Origin of the sequence: Candidatus Avedoeria danica (assembly GCA_016703025.1) — a bacterium.
GTDB classification, from domain to species: domain Bacteria; phylum Chloroflexota; class Anaerolineae; order Epilineales; family Epilineaceae; genus Avedoeria; species Avedoeria danica.
This window is the reverse complement of sequence record JADJCV010000002.1, coordinates 35,985-54,724: the sequence shown is the minus strand read 5'-3', so window position 1 is coordinate 54,724 and position 18,740 is coordinate 35,985. Positions and strand designations below refer to the sequence as shown.

13 protein-coding genes and 1 pseudogene are annotated in these 18,740 nt (G+C 68.9%); 2 read left to right on the top strand and 12 right to left on the bottom strand.

Features of this window, described 5'->3' with window-relative positions:
* Nucleotides 1-39: 39 nt before the first annotated feature.
* Together IPG72_01425 and IPG72_01420 are read right to left on the bottom strand one after the other, a co-directional pair.
* Nucleotides 40-624, bottom strand: a complete 585-nt coding sequence (locus IPG72_01425) for a 50S ribosomal protein L9 (GenBank protein ID MBK6767698.1) — start codon at nt 622-624, stop codon at nt 40-42.
* A gap of 624 nt (nt 625-1,248) precedes the next feature.
* Nucleotides 1,249-2,180: pseudogene (locus IPG72_01420) on the bottom strand (site-specific DNA-methyltransferase).
* A gap of 71 nt (nt 2,181-2,251) precedes the next feature.
* On the opposite strand from IPG72_01420, the gene IPG72_01415 reads away from it, so the two are divergent.
* A complete protein-coding gene (locus tag IPG72_01415; protein ID MBK6767697.1) occupies nt 2,252-2,968 on the top strand; it encodes a DoxX family protein in 717 nt (238 codons plus the stop codon).
* A 77-nt stretch (nt 2,969-3,045) separates the two neighbouring features.
* Here the strand turns inward: IPG72_01415 and IPG72_01410 are convergent, their stop codons facing one another.
* The 10 genes from IPG72_01410 to IPG72_01365 all read right to left on the bottom strand — a co-directional run bounded on the left by IPG72_01410 (nt 3,046) and on the right by IPG72_01365 (nt 15,600).
* Entirely contained in the window at nt 3,046-3,672 is a 627-nt protein-coding gene (locus IPG72_01410) for a M23 family metallopeptidase (protein MBK6767696.1), read from the bottom strand.
* Nucleotides 3,673-4,114: 442 nt separating this feature from the next.
* Nucleotides 4,115-4,534, bottom strand: a complete 420-nt coding sequence (locus tag IPG72_01405) for a hypothetical protein (GenBank protein ID MBK6767695.1) — start codon at nt 4,532-4,534, stop codon at nt 4,115-4,117.
* A 588-nt stretch (nt 4,535-5,122) separates the two neighbouring features.
* Nucleotides 5,123-6,328, bottom strand: coding sequence for a restriction endonuclease (locus IPG72_01400; protein ID MBK6767694.1), 1,206 nt, complete (start codon nt 6,326-6,328; stop codon nt 5,123-5,125).
* The gene (locus IPG72_01395; GenBank protein MBK6767693.1) at nt 6,306-8,594 is read right to left on the bottom strand and encodes an AAA family ATPase; all 2,289 of its coding nucleotides are present in this window, start codon (nt 8,592-8,594) and stop codon (nt 6,306-6,308) included. The genes IPG72_01400 and IPG72_01395 overlap by 23 nt, the downstream gene beginning before the upstream one ends.
* Nucleotides 8,595-8,861: 267 nt before the next feature.
* On the bottom strand, nt 8,862-9,410 hold the full coding sequence (locus IPG72_01390) for a hypothetical protein (protein MBK6767692.1): 549 nt from the start codon (nt 9,408-9,410) through the stop codon (nt 8,862-8,864).
* A gap of 28 nt (nt 9,411-9,438) precedes the next feature.
* Nucleotides 9,439-10,620, bottom strand: a complete 1,182-nt coding sequence (locus IPG72_01385; GenBank protein ID MBK6767691.1) for a type I restriction enzyme HsdR N-terminal domain-containing protein — start codon at nt 10,618-10,620, stop codon at nt 9,439-9,441.
* Between the two features lie 128 nt (nt 10,621-10,748).
* Entirely contained in the window at nt 10,749-11,135 is a 387-nt protein-coding gene (locus IPG72_01380) for a type II toxin-antitoxin system VapC family toxin (GenBank protein ID MBK6767690.1), read from the bottom strand.
* Nucleotides 11,132-12,814 (bottom strand): glutamate-1-semialdehyde 2,1-aminomutase, encoded by a 1,683-nt coding sequence (hemL, locus tag IPG72_01375; GenBank protein MBK6767689.1) that lies wholly within the window; start codon nt 12,812-12,814, stop codon nt 11,132-11,134. Before hemL ends, IPG72_01380 begins: the two co-directional genes overlap by 4 nt.
* A gap of 18 nt (nt 12,815-12,832) precedes the next feature.
* Nucleotides 12,833-14,122: a phosphopyruvate hydratase gene (gene eno / locus IPG72_01370; GenBank protein MBK6767688.1), complete on the bottom strand. Its 1,290-nt coding sequence runs from the start codon at nt 14,120-14,122 to the stop codon at nt 12,833-12,835.
* Complete coding sequence (locus IPG72_01365) at nt 14,119-15,600, bottom strand: MazG family protein (protein MBK6767687.1); 1,482 nt, start codon at nt 15,598-15,600, stop codon at nt 14,119-14,121. The genes eno and IPG72_01365 overlap by 4 nt, the downstream gene beginning before the upstream one ends.
* 118 nt (nt 15,601-15,718) lie before the next feature.
* Between IPG72_01365 and IPG72_01360 the strand changes: the two genes are divergently transcribed.
* A complete protein-coding gene (locus IPG72_01360) occupies nt 15,719-18,715 on the top strand; it encodes a transglycosylase domain-containing protein (GenBank protein ID MBK6767686.1) in 2,997 nt (998 codons plus the stop codon).
* Nucleotides 18,716-18,740 lie beyond the last annotated feature (25 nt).

Genomic DNA, 18,740 nt, shown 5'->3' with positions numbered 1-18,740 from the left:
GCTGCCCACCTCACCCAAGTCCGGCGCGGTGGGGCCGCGTCAGCGACCCCGGCGACCCCGGCGACCCCGGCCCTCGTCGTCCTCGTCGTCGTCGTCGTCGCCCAGGTCGGTGACGGTCACCTTGCCCCAGGCATCGTCCTCGACCGAGGTCTCGGTCGGCTTGTCGGGCACGAGCTCGCCGTCCGCCTCGACGGTCACCTTGATCATGGCGTTGATGCCCTGCATCAGGTGAATCGGCACGTTGTGGTCGCCGAGCGTGCGGATCGTGTCGTCGAGGACGATCTTGCGGCGATCGACGGGCGAGCCGAGCTGGGCCTCGAGCGCCTCGGCGATGTCGGTGGCCGTGATCGAGCCGTACAGCCGCCCGGTCTCGCCGACGCGCGCCTTGAACGTCAGGGCCTGGCGGCCGATCTGGGCGGCCAGGTCGTTCATCTCGGTGCGCTGCCGGTCCTGGCGGCGCGTCTCGGCGCGCTTCAGGTCGCCGATCTGCTTGAGCGCGCCCGGCGTGGCCAGGATCGCCAAGCCCTGCGGGAGCAGGTAGTTGCGGCCGAAACCGCCGGCGACCTTGCACAGGTCGCCCACTTGGCCGAGCTTCGGGACGTCCGTCTTCAGGATGACTTGCATGGGGAACCTCTTACAGCGACCACTCACAGCGATAGATCAGCGGGCGATTGTAGTGCGTTGGGCGGCGGTCACGCAAATCATTCGGTCGGGGGCCGTGCGGATGCAGTCCACAGGTCCGGTTGCCGCGGCGGACTCTCAGGGATCGTGATAGGCCGACTGGAACTCGCCCTAGCGCTCCAGCGCCTCAGCGAAGTGAAAGAATCGCTCGGCGTAATCGCCGTCACGGGTGCCATCGAAGCGAGCGACAAAGTGCAGATCGCTGGACTCGGCGCGGAAAGTGCCCTGAGCGGCCGACCCGAACACGTCCAGCCGGAGGACCCGGAATGCCCGGCACAGTACGCCCCAGATGCCGGCACTGTGGCCTGACGACAACCTCCCGCGTAGGGGCGACGCGAACGCGTCGCCCGCAGGCCGCCCGCCCCACACAACGCCTCGGCCGCACGGAATCCGGGGGCGGCGCGCATGTGCGTGTCTGGTGTGGGCCGTAGGGCGTTGGGGCAACGAACGGCCTGCGGGCGACGCGTTCGCGTCGCCCCTACGCGGATGGATGTCGTCAGGTCGGGGTGCCGGCATCTGGGGCGGCTTGCACAGACAGGCGATGGTGCCGTGCGATGCGCACCTCCCTCACACCCGAAACACCTTCACCGCAATCCTCTCCCTCCCCGGCCGCCCAAACGCCCGCGACGTATCGCTGTGCAGCGTCCCCCATGCGTCCGCGTCGATCTCCGCCTTCAGCGTCGTCTTCAGCGCGCTGTACGAGTCGTTGGCGCCGAGGAAGTAGGCGTGGCGGACGAAGAACGATTCCTCGTTGTAGTCCGTGTCGATGAACCAGCAGGCGATGCCGTCGGCGCCGGGGTTGATGACTTCGCCGGTCTGGGGCTTGAAGACGTCGACGCCGTTGATTTGGACGCGGAGGCGGTCGTCGGGGTCGTGCAGCAGGGTGATGTCGGGCGGCCGGGTTCGCCGAAGATGACGAAGAGGTTGCCCTTGCCCGTGTTCTTCAGGTCGTCGGCCATGTGGAGGTCGGCGTTCATGCGGGCCTTGAGGATCGGGATGCGGCCGAGCTTGGCGAGTTCCGTGGTGTGCGCCTCGCAGTTGAAGGCGCACGCAATGAGGACGTCGAACCCCCCGTCCCCCGCCTCGCGCGCGGCGGCGACGAGGTCCGATCGCTGGACGGTGCCGAACTCGGGGCCGATGAAGATCGCCGCGCGCTTCTCGACGGCGCCCTCCATGTACCGTCCCTCGCCGCTGATGTACTCGCCGGGCCACGCCCTGATGGAGGTAAAGCTGATCCGGTCCTCCTTGTGCGCCTGCTGGACGCCGGCGGTCTTGAGGATCTCCAGGATCATCCGCGGAAACGACCACTCGGTGCCAAAGCCCGACGTACCGTCCTTGAGGGCGTCGATCAGCTCGTCGTCCTCGTCCACGCCCAGGACGCGGTGCGGGCTGAGGCTGTCCACGGTGAACGGGCCGGCCACGCGGACGGTCTTGTTGTCCTGGTACGGCCGGTGGTAAAGGTACTCGAACTCGGCCTTGGCAGCGATGGACGCGTCGACCGTAAGCGTCCAGCCGGCTCATCTCGGAGCGTGTGCCAAAAAGACCCTGCCCGTCTCGCTACCTGCGACCCATGAGCCAACTGATGGACATTGACCGCCTGTACGGTGACCTAAAGCGCAACAAGTGGCCTCGCTACTTCGCCGTCTTCTGCCGCATCGCGCTCGCGCTCGGCTTCATCCCATCCGCCATCGTGAAGCTGAGGGGCGAACGGTTCACCGGCCTGCCCCCCAATCATCCGCTAGGCCACTACTTCGACGCCCTGCACCTGACCGGTTACTACTACACATTCATTGGCGTTGCCCAGCTGGCGGCGGCCGTTCTCCTGCTCATTCCGAGAACGGCGCTCCTGGGCGCGCTCGTCTACTTCCCCATCATGCTGAACATCTGTGTCCTGACCTATGCCGTCCGGTTCGAAGGAACCCGCATCGCGACGTTCATGCTGTTGGCGAATGTGTTCTTGCTGGTCTGGGACTATGACCGGCTTAGCCACGTGTTGCCGTTCAGGCGTCGCGAAGAAGTCGATTACGTCCCAGACAAGAACAGCAAGTTCCCGGCATGGTTCTTCATATGCGTGTTCGCGGCGCTGGGTTCCGTCGTCGTCGTCAATCAATTCATGTACGACATCCGGCCCGGAAACATGAAGCCCGAGTGCACGAACATGTGCAAGGGCAAGGGCAATCCGGACGACTGCCTACGTTTCTGTGACTGCATCTACGACCAGGGCCATCCACTGCATGACTGCCTGCGCGAATACGAGCAAGCAGAAGGAAAGGGTGCGGCGCCATAGGATCAATGGAGGTTGGACCACCTGGCCGTGTGACAGGCAGGGAGCGACGTGCATCCGGGAACGCCTGAGTCCCCGCATCACGCCTCACACCCCTCCGCCTCCACCTCGTCCCCCTCGTACAACACCTCCCCCTCCACCCCGCAGAACCGCGGCACCACCCGCGCCCCGTCCAGGAACCCGCCCACCTCGTCGTACAGCGGCGCGGCCGGATCGTCCGGCACCCCCACCTCGAAGTGCAGGTGCACCCCGCACGCCCGCCCGACGTCGGACTCGAACCCCAGGAACGTCCCGGCCTCCACCTCGTCCCCGACCGCCAGACCCGCGTCGTCCGTCACCGAGCCCGTCGCCATGTGCGCGTACTTCGACCACTCCCCGCGCGCGTGCTCGATCCAGACGTAGTTGTTCGCGCAGTCCCCGTCGCAGCATACCTTCGTCCCGTCGTCCACGATGTGCCGCACCACCCCGGCCTGCGCCGCCACGATGCGGTACCGCCGCAGCCCCCAGCCCCCGAACGCCCGCATGTCGTACGCCCCCGGCGGATCGTGCGTGTCCGCGTCCGCCGTGACCTCCACCTCCGTCCCGTCCGCGTACGGCAGACGGTACGTCAACGCGGACTGCGCCCCGCCGAACCCGAACGCATCGCACCCGGCGAGGGCGAACAGGAGGAACGCGGCGACGGCGAGCGGTCGGCGGCGCTTCGGCACGCGGGCTTCCTTTCGTGCGATCGGATGAGGTCTCGTTCGCCGGCGGGCGACGGCAGCGTCACGGGTGGTCGCGATGGCGGTCACGACTCGGCGATAGGATACCGCCGCGCACCCCTGAACGCGCCCGACGGATGAGTCGTTCGCTTTCGAACGTGTAGCCTTCCCTTCGCTCGTCGAACGGCTTCACTCTTCGAAGTGAACCGCTTCCCGTCGCGGGATCAACGGTCTCTCCGCACGCGGTGATCGGTATCCACCCACACCTCCGCGCGCACGACGGACGTGCAAAACGAGAGCGGGGCGACCTTGGTAGGTCGCCCCGCCCCCGGAGAGCCGGTCATGGCATCGTGGGTTGTCGATCGGATCGCCCTCTCAAGCGGTGAGTCCGGCGCCTGCGCCCGTCCACACGGGCTCGATTGCAGGCCGCCCGGCGGACCAGTGCGGGCTACGCCGCGCGCTCCTGGTCGGTCAGGATCACGGGATCGTCCGGGTGGTCGGCGTCCCAGCGCGCCTTGTAGGCCGCCAGCGGCACGGCGATCATCTCGCGGTGCTTGATGTCGGCGTGGAACGCATCGCGGTCGGCGAGCCCGCCCCGGAGGTCCTTGTCCAGCCGGATGACCGGGAACGGCGTCCCGTCCATCCGCAGGTCCTGGGAGATGAGCCCGATCCCCGGCAGCCGGATCTTGATCCCCGCCCGCCCCTGGAGGAGCGCCTGCCGCCCGAGCTCCTCGAGCACCATCCGCGCGATCGGCGCGGTGACGAGCGTCCCGACGGCCAGATGGTCCGCCAGCTCGCCAAGCTCCATCGTCCGCGAGTTCACGATCCGGGGGCGGTACGTAGCGATCGCCTGCAGCAACGTTGCCATCGATGATCCTCCTGGGATGGCGATGCCCGCGGTTGAGGTTCGGTGTGACATCGACGATTCGATGAGCCGAGCGGGCGTGGCCAGAGCGTAGCGCCCTTTCGGCCCGTCCGAACGCCGCAAAACCGCCGCGCGACCGCCGCGCAGCCGACGCTGGGGGGGCGAAACCGTCGCTTAACGGCTGTGGCAGCGCCGCGCGGCCGGCGATCGGGGTGAAGACGACCTCGGGCGCCGAGACGGCGATGTCGGCGCGGTGGTGCTCGCCGACGCCGAAGACGTGGAGGCCGAGGCGGTCCGCGAGCTCGGCTTCGGCGACGACGTTGCGGAGGACCTCGGCGTGGAGGAGGGAGCGCCGTCGGGGGAGAGGGTGACGTCGCCGAAGGTGTCGAGGCCGAGTTCGAGGGGGGTGGAGAAGGGCATTGCCAGACTGTCGGGTGCGGGCAAGGAAGGCGTTCGTCCTTGCGGGTGGAATGCGCCGAAAGGAGGCGGCGCGACGATCTGCTGTTGCGCAGGGTCGTCATCGTTGCGCCGACGTTGCCCAGCGTTGCAGCGCGTTGTCGTGCGGCTACGGCACGCGGCTCAATCGCTTGACTAGCCCTGCGCTGACTGCAAGGCCCGGATCCGCTCTGCAATCGCCTGAACCAGCCCCAACACGACCTCCGGCCTTGCGTTCAGATCCATCGTCACGACCTCGATCACCTTGTCCAGGTGGATGATCCTATGTACCCCCTGCTCCCGCTCCCCCGCGGCGTAGATGAGCAGGGCGCCGGGCAAGTCAGCCGCTATGGCGTACGCCATCGCCTGGTAGATGTCGGCGTTCCTCCCGAGTGCGTCAGCCGTCCGCTTGTACTTCACGTCGCCGACGAACACCGCCCGCTCGCCTTCCCACCATGAGATGTCGGGTTCGAGGCGAATCCGTCGGTCGTTGTCCAAGCAGAGTCGATGTCCGCTGGCGCCTTGTGGGAAGGTATGGGTCGAGAGGCGAAGCTGCTCGCGCAGCGCAACGACGACGAAGTCCTCGAACACGACGTTCATGTCGAATAGGCAGGCCATCCCGCGTACCGCGCCGTGGCCGACCTCCAGCGACGTCGCACGCAAGATCAGTCGCGCCAGCTCCACGGCCGGTCGGTAATGTGCGTTCAGCCGGTTGTACGGGATCTCCTGCAGATCGCGCGCTCGATACGTCACGTCGGAGACCGCGGCGAAGGCCACCTCGATTCCGGCCAGGGACCGCCGGGACGCCAGCGACCGGGGCCGAAGGCGGAGGAGCCGCCTGGTCGCGGCCTTGATCAACCGATTCGCCTCGATATCCTCCGTGAACTCGTCGTAGCGAACCTCGACCGGCGGCGTTCGGCCATATCGCCGGCGGATCTGATCGTCGAAGCGCACGCGGCCGCGGACGACGGACAGCGCATCCTCTTCGGTCCGGTAGCCCTGCAGCACTCCTCGCCGCAGGGCACGGTACACCTGGAACGCGAACGCCGGGATCACCGCTTCGAACAGATCGGCGCCTTCGTCCACCTCCGTCTCGTCCGGACGCCAGCCCTTCGGGTCGACGAGGTAGGACAGGAGGAAGAGCAACCGCCGGATCGGCAACTTGGGCTGGATCTCGACGGACAAGTCGCCCAGCCGGACGATACCAACCGTCGCACCCGGCCGCACGTCGAACCGATGGCGCAGACCGGGCGTCGGCTGGACGTCGACCGACGAGACGGTGCGCCGAAGTTCGTCAACCTCGTCGGGGCTCAGTGCGACGCCGAACGACGTCGCATGCTCACGAAGGCGAAGCGTCCGCACCGTTGGCCATCTCGTCCGTCAAAGTTGGAGAACCGCCCCCGCCGAGGAACGTCCCACCGGCCGACAACGCAGCACGCAGCCGTTCGAGGCCGAACTCGGCGAGCCGCGCCTCGTCCTCGATGAAGTGCTCCGCAAGATAGGGCAGGACGGCGAAGTCCCAGATCAGGTGGATCCACTCGTCGTTGAGATCGGGGCGCAAGAAGTGGCTCGGGCCGACGGCCAAGTTTCGATCGCCCAACCGCTCGTTCAGTAGGTCCACGACGTCCGCGAGCCACGAGAGGGCGGGCTTATGCCTGGCCAGCCACCGGCGCAACAAGTCTTGAATGGGCGGCCGATCGGGGAAGAACGGGACGAAGTAGAATCGTCGCCGGAGCGCGGCATCGACGAGCGCGATCGATCGGTCTGCCGAGTTCATCGTGCCGACGATGTACAGGTTTTCGGGCAGGTTAAAGCGCTGCTCGGGCGAGTATTGAAGCGCGATGTCTTCGCGGCGATACTCGAGAAGGAAGTAGAGTTCGCCGAACACCTTGGCCACGTTCGCCCGGTTCACCTCGTCGATGATCAGGACGTGCATGCGCGACGGATCATTGGCGGCCGCCGCGGCAATGCGGCGCAACGGACCTGGTGTGAGCAGGAAGCCTTGCGCGCCTCCCTTGGCAGGTCGAAAGCCCTCGACAAAGTCCTCGTAGGCATACGACGGGTGGAACTGCACGAGCTCCACGGCGCTCGTCGCACCGTCCGCATAGACCTCGGCCAGCTTGCGGGCGATGTACGTCTTCCCCGTGCCGGGCGGGCCGTAGAAGATGACCTGACGCTTCGAGCGCAGGAGCTGGTCGATCGTCTCGAGGTAAGCGAGGTCCAGCAGCTCCCTCTCGGCGAGGGCCTTCAGGCCGGGCGGCGCTGTCGGATCCCCGTTCGGGCCCGGCGGAGGCGGATCGTCCCCCTCGCCCTCCAGCGGCTCCCCCCGATACCGCCGGAACGCGTTCTGATCGGCGCGCGGCCACGCCGGATCCGGATTCCACTTCGTCACGCACCAGACGACGGACTGGGCGTCGAGCCGATCGTTCAGCACCAAGCCGCGTTGCGACGCCTCGTGGTCGAGGGCGTCGAGGAAGTTCAGCATGTGCCGGTACCTCTCCGCCTCGTCCGCACTGGCCGATGGCTTGGGATGACCTGTGAGCTCGAACGCCTTTGTGAACGCCGTGGTGACGTACGGCGGGAACCGCTCGATGTCCGTTGCCAGGTTCAGGAACGCGATCATGTTCAGGCGACTGCCCGTGCCGGAGATACCGAACACTCGGCCGCCCGCCGACGGCGTATTCGACGGCAGCGCCGCGGAGAACGCCCGGATCCGTTGGTCGACGGCATCGTCCGCGCCGCTGTCGCCGGGTGCCCAAAGCGCGACGAGCGCGGCACGCGCCTTTACCGGCTCGGTCTCGATCCACTCTAGGAAGTGAGCGTGTACGATGTGGAACGTGATGTTATTCGGCGGGCCGAACGCCCGGCGCAACACATCCTTCCAGCCCGGCGCATTGTCGATCACCGCCTGGCGGGCGTCCTGCAACCGGCGAGCGATCTCAACCTTGTAATCCCGCTCCAGCGTCGTGAACGACGTGCCCTCATGGAACCGCCGCGCCCAGTACACGAACTGCCCCCAGCGGTTCGCGGCGTCCGGCTGCCAACGCTCCCGAACGCCTGCGTCCCAGAAGTCGAACCCAGGACCGTACTCCTCGGCCAGCCGTCCACGGATCTCCAGGAGCTGACGGTCCACGTTCTCCTTGGGATCCGACACGAACGCAGAGAAACTGTCGGCGATCCGCTTCTTCACCTCGACGAGCGTCGCCGGCTCGAACGTGTCCGGATGGACAAGGTGCAAGAGGCACTCGCGCATCGCCTGACTGCCTGGCGGAACCGGCACGTCGTAGACGACGGTGCGGAACACCCACGGATCGGCAAGGGCGGCCGCCCGGCGATCGTCGTCTAGCACCTGCCACGACCTGGCGAGCGCGATCAGGAACTGCAGCTGGAAGGGCCGATAGGTCTGGTATGCGATCCCAACCGTGGCCAAGCCTCCGTCCATCGCAGCAGCTAGGTCGGTGGGAATGGCTACGGGCTCCTTCATCCATGACAACACTGTCTGGATCGCAGCACGTTTCGTCTCCCCTTTGATGTTGAGAGGCACCAGGAAGTAGACGAACAGACACTCGGCCGCGAGAAGGAGCGTGGCGTCGGACGCACCTGACAGCTGCCGCTCGAACTTCACCATGAACGGCTCAGGTGTCTCGATCGGCTGCTCAACGAACCTGGTGTGCAGATCGTCGAGTATGGCCGACGACCAGATGCTCTGCCCCGGCGAGAACAAAGAGTCATGCCGCGCGAGGGCTCGGTCGACAAACTGCTGGGCCGCGGGGTAGACGGGCGCGGATTTCGGACTTGGGCAGCGGGCCATGGACCCCTCCGTGTCGACGGTCGTGAACCCTTTGGATTCGAACGGGGATGGTAGGCGGAAGGGCGTTCGCGTTCCAGATCAGCTTCAGGACCCCTCCGATGTCCCGAACTCGACCTCCGCCCGCACAACCGCGTGGTCGCTGCCGGCGGCCACCCCGGCGGCGAGGTCGTAGCGGCAGGCACGAACGCGCACGTCCGGTGACTCGATGTTTGCCAGCCAGCGAGTCACTGCCTTGTAGGCGGCCATCTTCGCGGCGACGCCATTGCCCGCTGCGTTGGGCGCGTACCAGCTCGCGACCTGAACGGTTGTCCGGCCATCGCTGACCAAGGCAGCCAACCCGCGCTCGCGCTTGGGCAAGCCCGGGATCTCCGTCGGCCTTGTCAGCCGGAACGGTGGGCGCGCCAGCACGACGGCGCCGTGGGGCTGTGGACCGCTCGGCTCGATGCCGAGATCAGAAATCGAGTAGGTACGGCCGGCTACGAAGTCGCTGGCGACAATGTGCTGCCAGACGTGCGGCGTGACTTCTTGGAGGAGGTAGACATCGCAGTCGAGATCGCGGAGCGCTTGCACGCGGCGCGCGGCCTGGCCGCGGCCGGGCTTGCGGAGGTTCCACGAACACACGCGAAGGATCATCTTGACTCCTGCACCGCGGCGCGATTCGCTACGTCTGGAAGTTCTGGTTCGCCTGGTTCCGCTCGGCGATCCACCTCTGGCGCAGCACGTCCAGCGCAACAAGCTGGCTCGTCTCTGGGTCCGTACATCGCCAGAAAGTCCAGCCGTTCGTAGGTGGCCTTGCCCACTTCGCCGGTTTGCCGATGATCGTCATCCGCGCGCAGGCGGCAGCGGTCGACGGAGAGTCATATGCCGCGCCAGCGAACGCCACCCGGCCGTCGGGGAGGACCTCTGCAGTCAACTCGCGTCCCTTGTACCGTACTTCCAGCCGCATGGGCGGACGGACATGCCCGGCGGCGATGAGGTCAGCTAGCGACACATCTATCCGCACGGGGACTGGACGCGGCGAGTCAGTGTCCGACGGGGCCGATGGCAGCTTCACAGGCTCGGGTGCGGGCGGCGCCCCGACCGAGGCCGCCAGCTTCGCCGGGCTAGCCGGCGCCGTCGACGCCGCCGCGGTGCGATGGGTCGCGCGTCGCGGCGGCGCCTCGTCCAGCGTTTCGCTTGGGAAGGTGACCCGGACATCCGCCCGTCTGAGCGAATCGCGAATCTCCGGAGGCCGGAACATCGGCAGGCGCTTCTGGATCAACCGCACCGTGGCTGGATCCGGGTCCTGCAGCAGGCCCGTGACGACGGCTTTCACTTGACGGTCGATGAAGTGGGCCTTCCATATCGCGCTTAGTTGGTTCGCGCCAAGCTTGTCCTTGGAGAGGAGCTCGAGTGTGGCGCGCAGGGAGTCACGCCCGTGCTCATCGGAGATCCTTACCGAGCGAAACAGCTTCTCCTCGACGTCCACAGCGGCGTGCGCATTGTAGAGACGGTACTCGTCGCCATTCGTGAGGACGCACCACTCGACGCCGACCACCGTGGCATAGCCCAGGGTCTGCGCCACAGACTTGCGGTCGTTCAGGTCGACGCGGAGCGCCTTTGCCTCGATGAAGAGCCGCGGAGCTCGCATCAGCAACAGCGCGTAATCGACCGGGTTGTCTTGGGGCTTGCGTTTGTACTCCCGATCGACCTCGTCGACGTTGTGCAGGTCCCACCCGAGTGCCGCCAGCACGGGATCGATGAGCGTCGCCTTGGTATTCTGCTCGTTGAGATCTGTCCCGCGGCTGCGAAGCTGCTCCAGCCGCGCCCGCGTAGTGGCGATCACATCGTCTATGGCGCTCATGCGGCAAGGTCCTTCTCGTGCATCTCCCGGCAACGAATCCCGCACACTCTTCCGTGGCCGCTGGCGAGGTCAAGTCCGCGGGCTGTTGAGTGGAGGGCACCGTCCCTAATCGTGGCCCCGCGCGCAGCTCACGCCAACTCCACATCCGTCCGACTGAAATCGTCGCCGACGCACAGCAACGGCAGCCCGGCCAGGCGTGCCGTGGCCATGCTCAGGCAATCGCCGTAGTTGAGGCCCGCCGGATGATGGCCCTTGCCGAAGGTGTTGTAGATCGCCACCGCCTCCTGCGCATGACGGCCATCGAACGGGACCGTGGCGATGCTGAAGGCGTCGAGGAAGTGATGGAGGAGTGGGACGGCCGCCTCGCCTGCGCGCGCCGTCAGGACGACTCCCGCCTCGACGAGCGTCGGCGCGCCGACGGCGCGCACCGTGGCGCTCCACAAGCGCTCCAGCAGCGCCCCGGCACCGGCCTCACGGAACAGGATCGCGATGATCGCCGAGGTATCGAGGATCACACGCCCTCCGGCCCGTAGCCGAGGATCGCGTCCTCTTCCTCTCGGCTGAGGCGCCGGCCGAGCTCGGCGACGGGGATCGCCGGCCAGATCTCGCGCTCCATGATCCGCATCGCCCTGTCCCAGCCCGCGCTATCGCCTGGCGCTCCGCCCAACGTCAGGCGCGCCTTGCGCTCCTCGAGCGCCCGGCGCACGGCTTCCACCTTCGTCTCGCCGGTCATGGCCGCGACCTCAGCCGCGAGGCGTTCGACCCGGTCGTTCTTGATGTTCAATGCCATCGTCGCCCCGGGGGGCCCCAGGTGTTGCGCGTCGACGCCGTGGTGGCCCACCCGGTTCGCCTGCTCGACCGCGCATGAGGCGCCGCGCAGCCTCGCCATGACCTCCCCCGCCGCCCCCACCGTCTCATCGACGTCGTCCTGCGCATGCGCCAAGCTCACGAACCCCGCCTCGAACGCGCTCGGCGCCAGGTAGTGCCCGCGCTGGATCATCCCCCAGAAGAACCGCCGGAAGGCGTCGACGTCGGCCCGCTTGGCCGATGCGTAGTCGACGACCGGCCCGGGCGTGAAGAAGAAGCCGAACATCCCGCCCACGGCCGCCGTCGTCAACGCGACGCCCGCATCGCGCGCCGCCGCCGCGAGGCCGTCGACGAGCCGCGTCGAGAGCGCCGCCAGCCGCTCGTACGTCGCCTCCTCGGCCAACACGTCGAGCTGGGCGATGCCCGCCGCCATCGCCAGCGGGTTGCCGGACAGCGTGCCGGCCTGGTACATCGACCCGGCGGGCGCCACGTGGGCCATGAGGTCCGCGCGACCGCCGTAGGCCCCGACCGGCAGGCCGGCGCCGATGACCTTTCCGAGGGCGACGAGGTCGGGCCGCACGCCGTACAGCGCGCCGGCGCCGCCGTAGGCGACACGGAAGCCGGTCATCACCTCGTCGAACACGAGGAGCGCGCCGTGTCGGTCGCACACGTCCCGCAGCCCCGCGAGGAACCCCGGCAACGGCGGCACGAGGCCCATGTTGCCGGCGACGGGCTCGACGATGACGGCAGCGATCGCGTCCACGCCCGCGTTCGCCCGCGCCGCAGCGTCGAACAGCGCCTCGACCGCCGCGATGTCGTTGTATGGCGCGACGAGCGTGTCCGCCGCCGCACCCGCCGTCACGCCCGGCGAGTCCGGCAGCCCGAGCGTTGCCACGCCGGATCCTGCCGCCACCAGCAGGGCATCCGCGTGCCCATGGTAGCCGCCGTCGAACTTCACGATCTTGTCGCGCCCCGTGACCGCCCGCGCCAACCGCAGCGCGCTCATCGTCGCCTCGGTGCCCGAGCTGACGAAGCGGATGCACTCGACGGCCGGCACGGCGGCGATGATCCGCTCCGCCAGCGCCGTCTCGAGCCGTGTCGGTGCCCCGAAGCTCGTCCCGCGCCCGGCCTGGTCGCGGATCGCCTCGACGACGGCCGGGTGGCAGTGGCCCAGGATGAGCGGCCCCCACGAGCCGACGTAATCCACGTACCGGTTCCCGTCCGCGTCGACGACGTACGCGCCCTCGCCGCGCTCGATGAACAGCGGGTGGCCGCCGACGGCGCGGAAGGCGCGGACGGGGCTGTCGACGCCGCCGGGGAGGACGCGTTGGGCGGCGGCGAAGAGGCGGGCGGACGTGGCGAAGGAGCGAGAGGCGGGGGGGATCAACGGCCTACGCCCCCTGCCCTACCGCCCATTCAGCGCCGCCCGCCCCGCATATTCCGCCGACGCCCCCAACTCATCCGCGATCGCGAGCAGCCGGTTGTACTTGGCGACGCGGTCCGAGCGGGCGGGGGCGCCGGCTTTGATCTGGCCGGCGTTCGTGGCCACGGCCAGGTCGGCGATGAAGGCGTCCTCGGTCTCGCCGGAGCGGTGGCTGATCACGGCGGTCCAGCCGGCACGCTGGGCGGTGTGGATCGCATCGAGGGTTTCGGTCAGGGTGCCGATCTGGTTGAGCTTGATCAGGATGCTGTTCGCGTTCCCGCCCCGGATCGCGCGATCGAGCCGCTCGACGTTCGTGACGAGCAAGTCGTCGCCGACGAGCTGGACGGTGTCGCCGATGCGGGCGGTCAGGGCGGCCCAGGCGTCCCAATCGTCCTCCGCCAGACCGTCCTCGATGCTCACGATGGGGTAGCGCTTCGCCCAATCGGCCCAGAAGTCGACCATGCCGCCCGGCGTGAGCGACCGGTGCTCGACGGCGAGGTTGTACGTACCGCCCTCGAAGACCTCGCTCGCCGCCGGGTCGAGGGCGATGGCGACGTCCTGGCCCGGCTGGTATCCGGCGCGCTCGATCGCCTGCAGCACGAGCTCGACCGCGGCCTGATTGGACGGCAGGCTCGGCGCGAAGCCGCCCTCGTCGCCGACGTTGGTGGCCTGGCCCATGTCTTTGAGGACGCCCTTGAGCGCCTGGTAGACCTCGACGCCCCAGCGAAGCCCCTCGGCAAACGTCGGTGCGCCGACGGGCATGACCATGAACTCCTGGAAGTCCGTCGAGTTCGAGGCGTGCTTGCCGCCGTTCAGGATGTTCAGCATCGGCACCGGCAGGACGTGGCCGTTCGGACCGCCGAGGTAGCGGTAGAGCGGCAGGCCGACGGCGTGCGCGGCGGCGCGGGCGTTCGCCAGGCTCACGGCGAGGATCGCGTTCGCGCCGAGGCGTGCCTTGGTGGGGGTGCCGTCGAGCGCGCAGAGCATTCCGTCGAGCCCGCGCTGGTCGAGGGCGTCGCGGTGGGTGCCGGCGACGGCGCGGGCGATCTCATCGTTCACCGATGCGACGGCGCCCAGCACACCCTTGCCGCCGTATCGCCCTTTCACGCCGTCCCGCCGCTCGACGGCCTCGTGCGCACCGGTCGAGGCGCCGGACGGGACCATCGCGCTGCCGACGGCACCGCCGGCGAGGGTGACGAACGCTTCGACGGTGGGGTTGCCGCGGGAGTCGAGGACCTCGCGGGCGTGGACGGTGGAGATGCGGGTGGTCATCGGTCGGCTCCTGGAGAGGAAAGGTTCGCACGGACGCGGCGTTCGACGTCGCCCGTCGCGTCGCGGAGCGCCGTCTCGGCATCCACGCCCCAGGCGCGGGCGAGGGCGGCGACGGCCCACAGGGCTTGGCCGATGGATTCGGCGCGGGGGGTGGTGTCGTCGAGGGCGGCGACGGCCATGCGGAGGGCATCGACGGCGGTGGGCGGGCCCCCTCCCTGGCCGGCTTTGCCGGCCTGTCCCTCCCCCAATTCTGGGGGAGGGTTAGGAGTGGGGCCGACGTCGGTCGCGAGTTTGGCGCTCTTGCGTTGGACGGCTTGGGCGCGCATGAGGGCGGGCAATGCCGGCGGGATGTCGGCAAACGGGTCGACCGGACCACCGACGTCGCCGTCGATGTCGCCCGCGATCGACGCCGCCTTCGCCGCTTTCTCGGCCGCCTTCAGCTGATCCCAGTTCGCCAGCACCTCGGCCGGCGTGTCGGCCTGCACGTCGCCGAACACGTGGGGATGACGGCGGATCAGCTTCTCGGTGATGTGGCGGATCACGTCGCTCAGGTTGAAGTCGCCGGCCTCGACGGCCAGCTGGCTGTGGAGGACGACTTGGAGGAGGACGTCGCCCAGCTCCTCGGCCAGGAGCTCCGGGTCGCCGGCGTCGATGGCGGCGACGGCCTCGTACGCTTCCTCGAGGAGATAAGGCCGCAGGCTCTCGTGCGTCTGCTCGCGGTCCCACGGGCAGCCGTCCGGCGCGCGCAGGTGGGCGATGACGTCGGCCAGGCTGAGCAGCGACCCCGCCCGCGGCAGCGGCGGCACGCCGATCGTCGTCACGTCGTCGAACGCCTCGGCATGGTCGAGCGTCGACAGCGTCGCGGTCGTCACGGAGGGCGCCGCCGAGCCCGCGCCGGAGACGATATATATGGGGTGATCGTCCGGGTACTGGTTCTGGAGGACGAGCTTCACGTCCGAGGCGACGATCCGGCTGTACACCTGGGCGACGAGTGCCGCCTTGTCCGGGTCGACGGACGGGTGGTGCCGCTGCCCAAGCTCGGTCGCGTCGGCCACCTGCACGCCGTCGAGGGCGTCCCAGCCCAGCGCGGACAGTGTCGGCCCGATGAACGAGACGCCGGGCAGCACGACGACGTCGATCCCGCGCGCCGCCGCGAGGAGGCGCACGAGCCCCACCGTCGTCTCGCCGACCGCCGGATCGCCCGGCACGGCGTAGACCACCGGCCCGCGCGCCGCGGCGTCGACGATGCGCGCGGCGATGGCGGCGTAGACGTCCGGGAAGGCGTCGTTGGCGGCGTACAGGTCGTCGCAGGCGATGACGGTCGCGGTCGACGGGATCGCGGCGACGCCCGGGAAGCGGGTCGTCCGGACGTGGACGTCGGCGGCGGCGGCGAGGGCGGCGGCGGCGGCGAGGGTGAGGTGGTCGGGGGAGCCGGGGCCGAGGCCGAGGATGGTGATCGAGGGGTGGGGTGTGGTCACGGGGGCGATTCTAGTCGATGATGGGGGGATCAAAGGCATCAACGGCTGACGCCGTTGATGCCCCCGCGCTCCGCCCCCTCCCACAATCCCCTCATCCCCCATGCGTATAATCGCCCCCATGTCCATCACCCCCCTCGAGCGCATCCTCCTCGAGCGCCGCCTCACGCGCCTGCGTGCCCGCAAGAGCCGCCTCGGCGTGCTCGTCGCGGCCGTCGCCGGCGTGCCGGCGGCCATCGCGGCCGTCGGGTTGGCGGCGGCGGGCATCGCGTACGCGACGCTGTCGGGCGAGCTGAGAGAGAATCTGGCGCACATCCAGAACCTCGAGGAGCGCACGACGTTCGAGACGACGAACATCCTCGACCGGCAGGGCGTGCTGCTGCGGCAGGTGATCGGCGAGGGGCGGCGGACGTACGTGCCGCTCGCGCAGATCGCGTCGTTCGTCGTGAAGGGCACGATCGCCGTCGAGGACGAGACGTTCGAGCGGAACCCGGGCATCGACGTCGAGGGGATCGCGCGGGCGGTGCTCGGCGAGGTTCGGGCGCTCGGGGAACGCACGCTCGGCGACGCCGAGGCGACGTCGAGCGGCGGGGGCGGGAGCACGATCACGCAGCAGTTCGTGCGGCACGTGGCCTTCACGAACGAGGAGCGCCTGGCGCGGAGCTACAAGCGCAAGGCCAAGGAGCTCGTGCTGGCGGTCATGCTGACGCGACAGTACAGCAAGGACCAGATCCTGGAGTGGTACCTCAACGAGATCTACTACGGCAATCTGGCCTACGGCATCGAGGCGGCGGCCCTGACCGTGTTCGACAAGAGCGCCGTCGACCTGAACCTGGCCGAGGCTGCGCTCCTCATCGGCCTGCCGCAGGCGCCCCGCTACTACGACCCGCTCGACCCGGACCCCGAGGTCCAGGAGCGCGTGAAGGACCGGCAGCGCGTCGTCCTGAACCTGATGGCCGAGCGCAAGGTGATCACGCAGGCCGAGGCGGACCGGGCGATGAAGACGAACCTCACGTTCCGCAAGCCGGACAACGACCGCTTCGAGGCGCCGCACTTCGTCGTCCACGTCGAGAAGGTCATCGAGGATCTCGTCGGCTCGGACCGGCTGGCCCGCGGCGGGCTGAACGTGGTCACGACGCTCGACCTCGAGACGCAGCGAATGGCGCAGGCGGAGGTCTCCGAGCAGGTCGCCAAGCTGGCCGAGGCGCAGCACCTGACGAACGGCGCCGTCGTGGCGATGGAGCCGCGGACCGGGCAGGTCATCGCGATGGTCGGCAGCGCCGACTACTGGAACGACGCGATCGACGGGCGGGTGAACGTGGCCGTCCGGGAGCGCCAGCCCGGCTCGAGCATCAAGCCGCTGACGTTCGTGACCGCCATCGCCAACGGCATGTCGCCCGCGACGCTGATCTGGGACGTGCCGTGGAAGCTCTACCCGAACGGCGTGCTCTACGAGCCCAAGAACTACGACGACACGTTCCACGGCCCGGTGCGCCTCCGAACGGCGCTCGCGAACTCCTACAACATCCCGGCCCTCAAGGTCCTCGACCGGATCACCCCCCACCCGGACCACAAGGACGATGCCGGCAAGGCGGGCGTCGAGCTGACCGTCGAGACGGCGCACAAGATGGGGATCACCGGCCTGCAGCGCGACCCGTGGGACTACGGCCTCTCGCTCACGCTCGGCGGCGGCGAGGTCACGCTGCTCGACCTGACGACGGCCTACGGAACGCTCGCCAACATGGGCGAGCTGATCCGGCCGCACACCGTCCTGACGATCACCGACACCGCCGGCAAGATCCTCTACAGCCTGAAGGACGATACGAAGGCCCTCGAGCCCGAGCCCGCCGTCGACCCGGGCGCCGCCTATATCGTCACCCAGTTCCTGGCGGACAACGACGCCCGCGCCCCGGCCTTCGGCAGCCGCTCGCCGCTCTACCTCGGCGTGGCCGCCGCCGCCAAGACCGGCACCACGAACGACTATCGAGACAACTGGACGCTCGGCTACACCCCGAGCCTCGTCGTCGGCGTCTGGGCCGGCAACAGCGACAACTCGGCGATGAACCGCTCGAGCGGCCTGACCGGTGCGGCGCCGATCTGGGGCGCCGTCATGCGCGGCATCCTCTTCGACGACGAGCGCAAGGCCGTTGTCGAAGAGGCGCGGGCGATGTTCGGTCTCGAGTGGGTCTCGCGCTTCGAGCAGCCGGACAACGTCGTCGAGCGCAGCGTCTGCAACGTCCTGTCGCTGAACAACCTCGGCACGGCATGTCGCGAGTACAAGAGCGAGTACTTCCTCGAGGCGTTCGCCGGCGGCGGCGATGACGCCGTCGCCCAAAGCGCGCCCGGAGCGCCCGTCGACGGCGCCGCCCCCCCGCCCGCCGCCCCGCTCGGCGTCGACGGCCAGCCCATCGCACCCGCCGCCGGCGGCGACGTCTGGGCCACGCTCGGCGCCGTCGTCGTGCCGCAGGGGCCGCCGCCACCGGAGCTGATCGCGCAGGCCGAGGCAGAGAAGAAGCCGCTGAAGTGGGCACCGGCCGTGCTGTGCGCACCGGACGCGGTGACGGGTTTTGGGGCGGACAAGGTGCAGGGCGTGGCCGTTCTGCCGCTGCCGGCCGAGGAGCAGGAGCGCGCCGGGGCGATCGAGTGGGCGCGCACGAACGGGTTCGCGGCGATCGAGCCGTCGGAGGTATGCAGCCAGGCGCTCGTCGACGCGGCGCTGGCGCCAGGGTCGCTGCCCGGGCCCGACGTGCCGATCTCGGCCACGTTCGGCATCACCGCCACAGGCCGCACGGCGTACTCGCAGAGCGTCTATCGCCTGAACCTCGTCCCCGGCACCCGGCTCGACGGCCGGACCGTATTGACCGGCACCGTGACGTTCAACCCATCCGAGATCGAGTACTTCAAGGTCGAGCTCAGCCGGCGCGACGTCGTGCCCGCGGAGTGGATGACGCTCGGCCAGACGCACACGACCGCCGTCGTCGACGGCCAGCTCGAGGTGCTGGACGCAGCCAGCCTGGCACCGGGCGACTACACTGTGCGGCTGGTGCTCGTGAAGAAGGACGGCAACTTCCTCGACCCGCCGTACAGCGTCCCGATTCGCATCGGGGCAGCGCCGTGACCGGCCGTGTGCCGTCGACCAAAGG

Coding starts and splice junctions, on each gene's coding strand:
- IPG72_01425 (MBK6767698.1), bottom strand. CDS start 624: ATGCAAGTCATCCTGAAGACGGACGTCCCGAAGCTCGGCCAAGTGGGC.
- IPG72_01415 (MBK6767697.1), top strand. CDS start 2,252: ATGAGCCAACTGATGGACATTGACCGCCTGTACGGTGACCTAAAGCGC.
- IPG72_01405 (MBK6767695.1), bottom strand. CDS start 4,534: ATGGCAACGTTGCTGCAGGCGATCGCTACGTACCGCCCCCGGATCGTG.
- IPG72_01395 (MBK6767693.1), bottom strand. CDS start 8,594: ATGGTGAAGTTCGAGCGGCAGCTGTCAGGTGCGTCCGACGCCACGCTC.
- IPG72_01390 (MBK6767692.1), bottom strand. CDS start 9,410: ATGATCCTTCGCGTGTGTTCGTGGAACCTCCGCAAGCCCGGCCGCGGC.
- IPG72_01385 (MBK6767691.1), bottom strand. CDS start 10,620: ATGAGCGCCATAGACGATGTGATCGCCACTACGCGGGCGCGGCTGGAG.
- eno (MBK6767688.1), bottom strand. CDS start 14,122: ATGACCACCCGCATCTCCACCGTCCACGCCCGCGAGGTCCTCGACTCC.
- IPG72_01360 (MBK6767686.1), top strand. CDS start 15,719: ATGTCCATCACCCCCCTCGAGCGCATCCTCCTCGAGCGCCGCCTCACG.